This is a genomic window from Streptomyces sp. ISL-87 (genome assembly GCF_018614095.1).
In the GTDB taxonomy this organism is placed as follows: domain Bacteria; phylum Actinomycetota; class Actinomycetes; order Streptomycetales; family Streptomycetaceae; genus Streptomyces.
Window position 1 is genome coordinate 14,633 of the sequence record NZ_JAGGOY010000119.1, and the last position, 10,456, is coordinate 25,088.

Below are 10,456 nucleotides of genomic sequence, written 5' to 3' on the forward strand. Positions count from 1 at the left end.
ATGAGTGCTGGGGATGTGACGCTGATGGAGTTCAAGGGCAGGTTTGCTGACTTGGATCAGCTGGGTCGACAGCTGGGCCTGGTAGCCGATGGTACGGGCGCCACCCGTGGTCAGGCTGTGATCGTGACGGGGCGGCGCCGGGTGGGCAAGTCTCGTCTGGTCCAGGAGTTCTGCGACCGTTCCGGGCTTCCGTACGTGGTCTTCCAGGCGACCCGGGGACGCAACGCCGTGGCCGAGCGGGCGGACTTCGCCGCGACGCTGGCGCATTCCGCTCTGCCCGGCGCCGAGCTGGTGGCCGGGCTGCAGGCCGCCGACTGGAACCAGGCACTGCGTTCCCTGGCGGTCGCGGTTCCGGACGATACCCCGAGCATTGCGGTGGTCGACGAGGTGCCGTGGCTGGTGGAACAGGACGGGGAGTTCGAGGGGGCGCTGCAGACGGTCTGGGACCGGCACCTGTCCGCCAAGCCGGTCCTGTTGATCCTGGTCGGCAGTGACATGTCGGTGATGGAGGCGCTGCAGTCCTATGGCCGCCCGTTCTTCGGCCGGGCGGCCAAGATGACCGTACAGCCGCTCCATCTGGCCGATGTGCAGGCGATGACCGGTCTTGACGCGGCGGAAGCGGTGGACGCGCTGCTGATCACCGGAGGGTTCCCGGAGATCGTTCAGTCCTGGCGGCCGGGGATGGGCCGCAGAGACTTCCTGCGCGAGGCTGTGGCCAACCCGCTTGCGCCGCTGTTGGTGGCGGGCGAGCTGTCGCTGCTGGGGGAGTTTCCCGAGGCGTCCCACTCGCGGGCAATCCTGGAAGCGGTCGGCAGTGGCGAGCGGACCTTCTCCACCATTGCCGCACAGGCCGGTGGTGCGGGCGCGCTGCCCTCGGGCACGCTGTCGCCGCTGTTGAACACGCTGCTGGCCAAGCGGGTCCTGACCGCTGACCTGCCGCTGTCGGTCAAGGCGGACAGCAAGAACAAGCGCTATCGCATCGCCGATCCGTATCTCCGGTTCTGGCTGGCTTTCCTGCAGCGCGGGATCCCGCTCATCGAGCGCGGTCGCGGCGACCTGGCGCTGGAGCGCATCGAGCGGTCGTGGACGACCTGGCGGGGCCGGGCCGTCGAGCCGGTCGTCCGCGAGTCGCTGCTGCGGCTGCTACCCGATGAGAGGTGGCCGCAGACGGAGGCGGTCGGGGGTTGGTGGAACCGGCAGAACAACCCTGAGATCGACTTGATCGGAGCCGACCGCGAACCCGTCGCAGGGCAGGTCCACTTCATCGGCTCGGTGAAGTGGCTGGAGTCGCAGCCGTTCGGCCGGCGTGAGTACGACGCCCTGGTGCGGGACATGCTCGCCGTGCCCGGTGCCGAGCCGGGCACAGCGCTCGTGGCGGTGTCCCGTTCTGGTGTCGAGGCCGGTCTGCCTCTTGCGGCGCACTGGGGTCCGGAAGACCTTGTTCGTGCTTGGCAGTAGTCAGGGAAACCGCCAGAGGTAGGCATGGTGAGGTACCTGCGCCGGCACTGAGCGCGGCGGTCTGAGAGGACGGACGCGGCCGGTTCACCCCCGGGGGATGACCGGTCGACGCTAGCCTGGCCGGGTGAATGCGCGTACCGCCCTCGCGAAATGGCTGGGCACCCTGGATCCCGAGCGGCTGACCGCCTTGCTGGAGGAGCGGGATCTGCCGCTCGCCGCCGAGTACCGACGGATCACCACCCTGCTCGAGCTCGCCGAACACCTGCTCACCGACGAGTCGGTGGGCCAGGGCCTGATGGCGGGCACCGCCGGAGAACTGGAATTGCTCGCTTCCATTGCCGCCGTCGCCCTGGAGCGGCACGGCCCCGTAGCCGGTGGCGAGGCCGAGGACGGGCCCCGGTATCCCTGGCAACAGCGGAAGCCCGTTGCCGCGGTGGAGCCCGCGGACCGACTGGTGCCCGAGCGGGACGTACTGGCCTGGTTCGAGCCGGGGGAGAAGCGGCGGCGGGCGGAGCACACGCTCGCCCGACTGCGGGAGCGCGCGCTGTTGCTCCCCGCGCCCAAGGGGAAACTGGCGCTGCCGCCGCTGTTGCATGTCCGGGCCACGGGGTTCGACGGTTACGGGCGCACCGCCAACCGGCTGCTGACCTACGCCTACAACGCCCCCGAGGTCAAGCGGATCGCCGCAAACCTCTTCGGCGAGGGCGCGGCCCGTACCCGCGACCAGGCCCAGGAGCTGATCATCGCTCTGCTCGCCGATCCCGCCCGGGTGCGGGCACTGGTGGCGGACGCCCCGGTCCGGGCGCTGGAGCTGCTGGACCACCTGGTACCCGGCCCGCCGCTGCTGCGCACCCACTGCTTCGTCGGCCGGTATGGGGCACAGTACGCGGGCCCGGACGCCAAGTACGTCTTCCGGGAGGGCGGCAGCGGCGACGAGGGCACCGACTGGCTGGCGGAGCGCGGACTGCTGGTCCCCGTCGGTCTCGACCTGGTGGAGCTTCCGTACGAGGTCGCCCGTGCGCTCCGTGACGGGGGCGCGGCACCCAGCCCCCGGCTGGAACCGGAACCGTTCACCGCCACCGCGCCGCTGCCGTCCGGCTGGGAGGGTGAGGGTGGCACGGCCGCCGCAGCGGCCGCCTGGCGGGCCGAACTCGTCCTGCGGGCGCTGGCCGCCGAGCCGGTCTCGATCCGCAAGGCGGGCGGGATCGCCGTACGGGACACCCGGCGGCTGGCCAAGGCGGCCGGGGCCGATGAGGCCGACACCCGGCTGTGGCTGGACCTCGCGGTCAACGCCGGCCTGGCCGCGCCTCAGGACGACGAACCGGCCCCCGCTCCCCGCGGCCGCCGGAACTCCAAGGGCCCCAAGCCCTCCGCCCGGCTGCTGCCGAGCGACCGCTATGACGCTTGGGCGGCCGCCCCCGCAGCGGGCAAGCTGCTGCCGCTGCTGGCCGCCTGGGCTGTGGTCCCCGCAGTGCTCAGCCACTGGCCGGACCCCGACGAGACCCCGGTCGCGCTCGTCAGCCCGCAGGACGAGGACGCCGTGACCCTGCGCACCGGGGTCCTACGAGCGCTCGCCGTCCTCCCCGACGGACACGGGTTGACTGGGGACGCGCTGGGATACACCGAACTGCTCTCCCTGGCCGCGTGGTTCCAGCCCGCCCTGCGCGGCCACCTGGCCGCAGACGGCGCCGGGGAGCTGACCGGCCTGGACGGAGTGCTCGACCGCCTGGCGGCCACCCTGACAGAGGCGGCCCTGCTCGGCGTGGTCGCTCACGGCGCGCTCACCCCCGTCGGGCGGGCCCTGTGCCGACTGCTGGAGGCGGGAGCCGCCCACCACTACCCGGCAGTGCCCGGCACGGGCACGGACCCCTCCGCCCGCGGCTCCGAGGGCCTGGGCGAGGACCTGTCCCTGCGCCCTGCCCTGGCGCAGGCGGTGACCGCGCTGCGCGAGGACCTGTACGCAGCTCTGCCCGAGCCCAGCGACACGGCCCGGTTCCAGAGCGACCTGACCGCCACCGTCACCGGCGCGCCCGCGCCCGCCCTCGCAGACCTGCTCTCCGCCGTCGGCGACATCGAGTCCGAGGGGCATGCCGTGGTATGGCGGATCACTGCGACCTCCGTACGCCGGGCGCTGGACGCCGGCTGGAGCGCAGACGAACTACTCGACCGCCTAACCACCGCGAGCGAGCGCGGCACCCCGCTGCCACAACCGCTCGCCTACACGATCAAGGACACCGCCCGTACCCACGGACAACTCAAGGTCGTCCGCTCCGCCTGCTGCATCCGCTCGGACGACACCGGACTGATTGCCGAGGTGGCCCAGGCCCGCGGCCTGACCAAACTCCGCCTGCGCCGGATCGCCCCCACCGTCCTGATTTCCACAGCCCCGCCGGAGGAGACGCTGTCAGCCCTCCGCACGGCCGGCTACGCCCCCACCCAGGAAGCCGAAACGGGCACCACCGTCCTCGACCGGGCCCCGACCGAACGCGCGCCGAGCCTCCTCCCCACCCTCGACCAGGCCCACCCGTTGTACGGCGAACCCGTCCGCGGCGTCCCTGCCAGCGCCCGCACCCTGGCGGCCCGGCTCCTCAGCCCACCTGGGTGACGAACACCTGCCAAGCGCCGGGCCCGAACCCGATCACGGGCCCGGCGGGCCGCTTGCTGTCGCGGACGGGGACTACGCCGCGGACGCCGTCGGCGACCTCGACGCACTCGCCCTGGCCGCCGCTGTAACTGCTGCTGCGCCACGCCGCTTCGGTGAGGTCGGGTACGGGAGAGTGGGCCTGGTTCATGGTCTGTGCTCCTTGGCGATGCGGCGAATCAGCCCGAGCGATTCCGTGGGTGGCAACGCGGACGTACGGGCATCGTCGAAGAGCTCCCGGTACCGGGCGACCTCGGACTCCTGTTCCATCCAAATGTTGCCCGTCGGAGTCTCCGTCAGTACGAGGCTCTGCGCCGCGATCCGCGGAAAGCTCATCAGCAGGTATGGCCCGAACATACCGGAGTGTGCCCCACGCGAGAACGGCAGCACCTGGACAGTGATGTTGGGCTGTTCCGCCATGTCTGCCAAGTGTTCCAGCTGGTCACGCATCACGGTCGGGCCGCCCACCTGCTGGCGGAGCACGCCTTCGGCGAGGATGGCCCAGAGTTCGACTTTCCTCTCACCGGCGAGTCGTTCCTGCCGAGCCAGTCGCACCTGTACGAACTGGTCGACCTCCTCCGCGCTGTGCCACGCGCGTGAGGCGACGGTGACGGCCCGACCGTACTCGGCGGTCTGGAGCAGCCCCGGTACCAACTGGGCCTGGAAGGTCCTGATGCTGTCGCAGATGTCTTCCATCTCGATGTAGTCGCGGTAGGCGTCGGCGAGAACCGATCCGTACTGATGCCACCAGCCCTCTCGCCGACGGCGGTTGGCCCTTCGGGCCAGGGCGCCCAGGCGCTCGCGAGTTTCTGGGGCGCTCACGCCGTACGCGTCCATGAGTGCGACGAGATCAGGTGTCCGAACCGGCACATGGCCGTTCTCGATCCGACTGATCTTGCCGCCAGTGCAGTCGAGGGCCTTCGCCGCTGCGGCGGTGGTGAGACCCGCCGCCTCGCGCAGGCGGCGGAGTTCGTCGCCGAGTTGACGACCGAGGACAGTGGATGGCTTCACGTTCGGCATGGACAACTCCCTATCAGAGCAGCGCCCTTCGGGTCGACGCTTTGCTCGTAGGAGTGAATGAGGCGATTCTGCTGCATTCAATATTGCACGAATCCCATGGAGTGCGGCACGCTCGTCGGGCCGGGGCCAACCCGGCCCCTGTCGACGTGACTTGATCGCCAGCCATCAACCTCAAGGGGCTGCTGTGACCGCACTGAACGAAGCCGCGTTCCGTCTCTCCCGCCACGCGCGCAGCGCACCGAGGGCCCGCGCGGCACTGCACGCCGTACTCGCGGACTGGGGTGCGGGGGACGACATCCTCCACACCGCCGAACTCGTTCTCTCCGAGCTCGTGACCAACGCCCTGCGCGCACCGGCGCCCAGCGACCGCCAGGTCGGCGTCCGCATCGCACACTCGTCGGCGGAAGGGCTGCTGCGCCTGGAGGTCAGCGACGCGGGGTCCGGCCGACCCGAGGTCGGGCGCCCGGAAGCGGACGACGAGCACGGCCGTGGGCTGGCAGTGGTGGACGCGCTCAGCCACCGCTGGGGCGTCAGCGACCGCGCTGGCGGCATCGGCAAGACCGTCTGGTCCGAGCTGAAGGCCGCAGACCTCGTCCCCACCCCCTCAACGAGGGAGATCGCGGCGATCGCGGTCCGCCCCGGCCAGCACATCCGCATCTGGGGTACTTGGCGCGCGGTCCGCAGTGTGCGAACGGCACACCACGCCACCGGCGGCCTGTCAGTCGTCCTCGCCCTGACCGAGGGCCCACCCCTCCACCTCCCACCGGCGGAGCCAGTGGCGGTACGGGGGCTGCCGTAAGGTGAAACGCGCCGTGCGCGTGCCGAGGCCCCCGTACACCTGGGCCTCGCACTCACTTTCCGCAGGCAAGGAGGCGACACCGTGGCGGACCCCGCCCACCACCCCATCCCCGTGCGCCGTGGCCACCTGCGGGACGCCGCTGAGCGGATCGAGCAGGCCACCGGACTGCGTGTGGAGATCATCGGGGGCACTCTCATGATGTCCCCGAGCCCGAGCGGCAAGCACGCCGGGACGGTCATCGACCTCCGCGACGCGATCCGGCCCAGTCTCGCCACCGCATATGAGGCGTACGAGAACGTGTCTGTCCCGATGCCCGACGATCCGGACGACTACGCGACTCCGGATCTGACCATCGGACCGCGCGCCTTCAAGGAGGACGACGACTGGCTGCTGGACGCGGACGAGATCGCCCTCGCGGTAGAGGTCATCTCGCCGAACGAGCGGCTGAGGGGGATCAACGAGAAGACCGCGTGGTACGCGGCGGCACGCGTCCCCCGCCTCCTCCAGATCGATCCCCGCACCGGCACGTGGTCCCTGTTCACCCGCCCGTCAGAAGGCGAGTACAAGGGCGTCGTCCACGGAAAGTACGGCGAGCCCATCCCTCTCCCCGCCGACCTCGGCGGAGACCTGCCCACCTCCGGTCTCCCTGTGTACGGCAGGTCGCCGGGCTCTTGAGAAGCTCAGGGCACTACGGACAACAGCCCGCAGCGCCCGGAGATTCAACCGAGAACCTTGGCGATCGCGAGAGCGATCCGCTCGATCCAGTCGATCGCGTCGGTGACGTCCGCGTCAGAGATCGGCCGTCGCCGCTTCAGGTCGCCGTCCAGCAAGTCGGCGTCATGGGCGATCTTGTTGCGACGGTCGGTGATCGAGATGTACTGCTTCTTGAGGGTCTGGTCGGTCATCCCCGTGCGGCCGTGGTTCCACTCGTTGAGCTGGACCGCGGCCTTGCCCCAGATGTTCTCCTCCGTGACCAGCTTCAGCGCCTCGCTGATCTTGCGCGGGTTCTGGAGGGAGGCATTCGCCCACTTCGTCTTGACGTGCTCTGATACGGCGTCGGCGAGCGTGGTGGTACCCCGCCGGACCTCCTCGACCTTCTCCAGCGGCAGCTCGAACTTGGTCAGCTGGTAGGGCATGCCGGGACTGTCTTCGGCTGCGAGGTCGGCCACCCGCCGGTACAGCTCCTCGTGGAACCAGTGGTCGATGGCGCTGACCGCCTGCACCCAGGCGGCGCGGTAGAAGTCGCCGATGTCGAAGACGGGGGACTGGAAGGCCGCCAGGCTCTGGCCGGCGAGGACCATCTTCCGGGCGTACTCGATATTGGTCTTGAACGCCTGGAACTCGCGCGTCTGCGGCTGTGGAACTGCCATGGAATGCCCCCGTCTCGCTGATTGATCGAGATCAAGACTTCCGGCGGGACAGGGGCGGGTCAACTCACTTGCGGATTAAGCGCCTTCCCCTGGCTGGATCTCGTCAGTGTCGGCCGAGATCTCGCCACCGAGCGCCTCCGCGATCGCGGCGAACTCGCTGAGCGCGGCCTGCAAGTCCTCCACGATCTCCTGCGCGATCACCTCGGGAGGCAGCAGGCTGTCGGCGTCGTCTAGCGCCGGGTCCTTCATCCAGGTGATGTCGAGGTTCACCTTGTCGCGGGCGATGAGTTCGTCGTACTCGAAGCACTTGAAGCGCTCGGTTTCGACGCGCTCGCTGCGGTCCTTGCCCGGCAGGTACACCTCGACGAAGTCCTCCAGAGCAGCGCGGGTGAGCGGGTGCTGCTTGAGGGTGAAGTGCTTGGCGGTGCGGAAGTCGTAGACCCAGAGCTTTGAGGTGTTGTGCGCGCCTCCGCTGCGCGGGGGCTTCTTCTCGAAGAACAGGACGTTCGCCTTGACGCCGCCCGCGTAGAAGATGCCCGTGGGCAGCCGAAGGATCGTGTGCAGGTCGAAGTCTTCGAGCAGGCGACGTCGGATCTTCTCGCCGGCGCCGCCCTCGAAGAGCACGTTGTCGGGAAGAACCACCGCCGCGCGGCCGTTCATCTCCATCAGCGACATGATGTGCTGGAGGAAGTTCAGCTGCTTGTTGGTGGTGGTGGCGCGGAAGTCGGCACGGTCGTAGGAGATGTCCTGCTTGTCGGCCTTGCCGTCCGTGCCGACGATGGTGATCGCGGACTTCTTGCCGAAGGGCGGGTTGGCGAGGACCAGGGAAGCGTGCTGCTTGGGCTGTTCGGCGAGCGCGTCCCCCTCGGTGATGAGTGACTTGCCGTCGGCGTCCCCGATGCCGTGCAGCAGCATGTTCATTGCGGCGAGGCGGGCCGTGCCGGTGACCAGCTCGTTGCCCCAGATCTTGCCGTCCCCGAGGGCGAGCCGCTCCTCGCGGGAGAGGTTCTGCATGTGGTGCTTGCGGATGTAGGCGTGTGCGGCGATGAGGAAGCCGGCGGTTCCGCAGGCGGGGTCGGTGATGGTGTCCTTCGGCCCCGGCTGCATCACGTCGACCATGGCGTCGATGAGCGCGCGGGGCGTGAAGTACTGGCCGGCACCCGTCTTTGTGTCCTCGGCGCCCTTGGCGAGCAGACCCTCGTAGGCGTCGCCCTTGAGGTCCGTGCCCTGGATCGTCCAGTCCTCTTTGCCGATAAGCTCGACGACCAGCTTTTCGAGGAGGGCGGGCTCGGTGATGCGGTTCTGAGCCTTGGCGAAGATCCTGCCGAGAGTGGTGCCGGGGCTCTTGCCGAGCTCGGCCAGGATCTCCCGGTAGTGGACTTCGAGCTCGATCCCCTTCTTGGAGGCGAGCGACTGCCAGTCGTACTTGGCGGGTACGACGGTCCGTGCCTCAGCCTCGGTGAAGGGGTCGGAGGCGATCTCGTCGGCCATCTTGAGGAAGAGCAGGTACGAGAGCTGCTCGACGTACTCGATGGTGGACAGGCCGTTGTCCCGGAGGACGTTGCAGTAGTTCCAGAGCTTCGCGACCAGGGTGCTGGTTTGGGCGTGCGCCAGGGCGGGGGATGCGGGGGTCACAGCGGAAGCTCCTGCTGAACGGCGGTGGCGGGTGACGGGGTTGAGGCGGGGGGCGGAGGCGGCGCCGCTTCGTCCGTCTTACGGGGCCTACGGGTGCCCCGCATGGCCTTGCCGCCCTGCGCTTCGCGCTCGGCCCGGATCCGTTCCAGTAGCAGGGAGGCGGGCTCGTCGGCGGGGTCTTGGGGGACCAGCTGCCCGCTGAACGCGCGGTTCGCTACTGAAATTCGCAGGTGCCTCGACCGCCGGATGGCCGCATCGGTGGCGGAGACCAGACGGACAGCCCCGACAACTGCGGTGTCTACTGCGGCGAGCGTTTCACGCTGGACTTCCAAGGGCGGGACAGGGATCGGAAGCCGCGAGAGCGTTTCGGCGCTGAGGTTGTACTGGCCAGCTGACGAGGCTGCGTACCGTTCGATCGCTCGCCGCCAAAGTGGGCTCTGCGTGACCAATTGGATCCAGCGAGGTTCCACAAAACCGGGAGTGAGTCGGAACCTGATGAGGTAGGACGCGAAGGCATAGGCGAGAGGTTTCTCCACTACGCCTACTCGACCGATGAGACTCGGGCTGCCATTAGTGCGTACGAACAGTAGGTCTCCAGGATCGAGGGAGAATTTCGTCAGGTCGAGTTCCGGGTCAACCGCGTTCTTGACGTCTGATAGATCGATTGATCCGCCCTGAACATTGGGAATGCGCAGGACTGGATAACCCAGGGCATCGTAGCCACACTTGGTCGAAGTGCCGTATCCAGACGAGTGCGACAAGGTACCTAGGCTGATATTCGTCCAATTATCCGGCAGGGTGTATCCAGGAATACTGACGGGAGTGATGGGCTGCCACCGGCGGGTGGCCAGGGATCTGCTAGCTAGGTGGAGAGCGCTTTCGGTTGGTGTCTCGTCCGCATTTACTGGGCGGCTGAAGCCTCCAGACATCGCACGGCCGTAGAGAAGTGACCTGAGTCGTCGGGACTTCGCCTGAACCACGGTCAAGTAAGCACTGCCTGCGTCGAGGCGGGAGAGATGGCTTTCGAGGGATTCGACGATGCGGCGCTGCTCAGCTAGAGGCGGCACGGGGATCCGCCAAGCGGCCAGTTTAGCAGCTCCGAGATGGTGGATCCCGACCCCCCGCGCCCCCTTTGCGAAAGCCCCTCGCGTGGCTTCATGCCGCAATAGGTGCAGGAGGTAATGTGGCTCAATGTTGGTCGTGGCGCGCACTCGAATCAGGGTGTTTTGGAAGCAGCAGTCAGCGATCTGATCGTTCCAGATGGCTGGTTTGCCAACCTCACCTGCGCTTCCGGATGCCTCGCTTAGAACGATGTCTCCGGGAATCAGGCGATACGTCTCCAGCTCGGCGTCGGTGAAGTTCATCTCCTTCACGTCGCCAAGTTTGAGGCCGTTCCAGTCTACGTTGGCGGCTCTCAGGTATGGGCGCATTTGGTCGCCGGAATGGTTCTTTGGGGAACGTTGCCGACCAAGTCGCACTTCGGCAACTTCCTCCAGCCTGGACCAGGCCCATCCCGCCGGAAGTTCCACGTCA

Annotated in this window: 9 protein-coding genes; 4 read left to right on the forward strand and 5 right to left on the reverse strand. The window is 68.4% G+C overall.

Annotated features, from left to right (window positions below):
* The first annotated feature begins 24 nt into the window (after positions 1-24).
* Entirely contained in the window at positions 25-1,458 is a 1,434-nt protein-coding gene (locus J7I97_RS34060; RefSeq protein ID WP_214943382.1) for a DUF234 domain-containing protein, read from the forward strand.
* Positions 1,459-1,582: 124 nt separating this feature from the next.
* Entirely contained in the window at positions 1,583-4,063 is a 2,481-nt protein-coding gene (locus tag J7I97_RS34065; RefSeq protein WP_214943186.1) for a helicase-associated domain-containing protein, read from the forward strand.
* Here the strand turns inward: J7I97_RS34065 and J7I97_RS34070 are convergent.
* Positions 4,047-4,250, reverse strand: a complete 204-nt coding sequence (locus J7I97_RS34070; RefSeq protein WP_214943189.1) for a DUF397 domain-containing protein — start codon at positions 4,248-4,250, stop codon at positions 4,047-4,049. The genes J7I97_RS34065 and J7I97_RS34070 overlap by 17 nt on opposite strands.
* Positions 4,247-5,119: a helix-turn-helix transcriptional regulator gene (locus J7I97_RS34075; protein ID WP_214943192.1), complete on the reverse strand. Its 873-nt coding sequence runs from the start codon at positions 5,117-5,119 to the stop codon at positions 4,247-4,249. Before J7I97_RS34075 ends, J7I97_RS34070 begins: the two co-directional genes overlap by 4 nt.
* Before the next feature lie 184 nt (positions 5,120-5,303).
* On the opposite strand from J7I97_RS34075, the gene J7I97_RS34080 reads away from it, so the two are divergent.
* A complete protein-coding gene (locus tag J7I97_RS34080) occupies positions 5,304-5,918 on the forward strand; it encodes an ATP-binding protein (RefSeq protein ID WP_214943195.1) in 615 nt (204 codons plus the stop codon).
* A gap of 81 nt (positions 5,919-5,999) precedes the next feature.
* A complete protein-coding gene (locus tag J7I97_RS34085) occupies positions 6,000-6,593 on the forward strand; it encodes a Uma2 family endonuclease (RefSeq protein ID WP_214943197.1) in 594 nt (197 codons plus the stop codon).
* Between the two features lie 44 nt (positions 6,594-6,637).
* Here J7I97_RS34085 and J7I97_RS34090 read toward each other — a convergent pair whose 3' ends face one another.
* The 3 genes from J7I97_RS34090 to J7I97_RS34100 all read right to left on the reverse strand — a co-directional run bounded on the left by J7I97_RS34090 (position 6,638) and on the right by J7I97_RS34100 (position 10,452).
* Positions 6,638-7,288, reverse strand: coding sequence for a hypothetical protein (locus tag J7I97_RS34090; RefSeq protein WP_214943201.1), 651 nt, complete (start codon positions 7,286-7,288; stop codon positions 6,638-6,640).
* A gap of 75 nt (positions 7,289-7,363) precedes the next feature.
* Complete coding sequence (locus tag J7I97_RS34095; protein WP_214943204.1) at positions 7,364-8,923, reverse strand: class I SAM-dependent DNA methyltransferase; 1,560 nt, start codon at positions 8,921-8,923, stop codon at positions 7,364-7,366.
* Positions 8,920-10,452 (reverse strand): restriction endonuclease subunit S, encoded by a 1,533-nt coding sequence (locus J7I97_RS34100; RefSeq protein ID WP_308369211.1) that lies wholly within the window; start codon positions 10,450-10,452, stop codon positions 8,920-8,922. Before J7I97_RS34100 ends, J7I97_RS34095 begins: the two co-directional genes overlap by 4 nt.
* Positions 10,453-10,456: the final 4 nt, after the last annotated feature.

Coding starts and splice junctions, on each gene's coding strand:
- J7I97_RS34060 (WP_214943382.1), top strand. CDS start 25: ATGGAGTTCAAGGGCAGGTTTGCTGACTTGGATCAGCTGGGTCGACAG.
- J7I97_RS34070 (WP_214943189.1), bottom strand. CDS start 4,250: ATGAACCAGGCCCACTCTCCCGTACCCGACCTCACCGAAGCGGCGTGG.
- J7I97_RS34075 (WP_214943192.1), bottom strand. CDS start 5,119: ATGCCGAACGTGAAGCCATCCACTGTCCTCGGTCGTCAACTCGGCGAC.
- J7I97_RS34090 (WP_214943201.1), bottom strand. CDS start 7,288: ATGGCAGTTCCACAGCCGCAGACGCGCGAGTTCCAGGCGTTCAAGACC.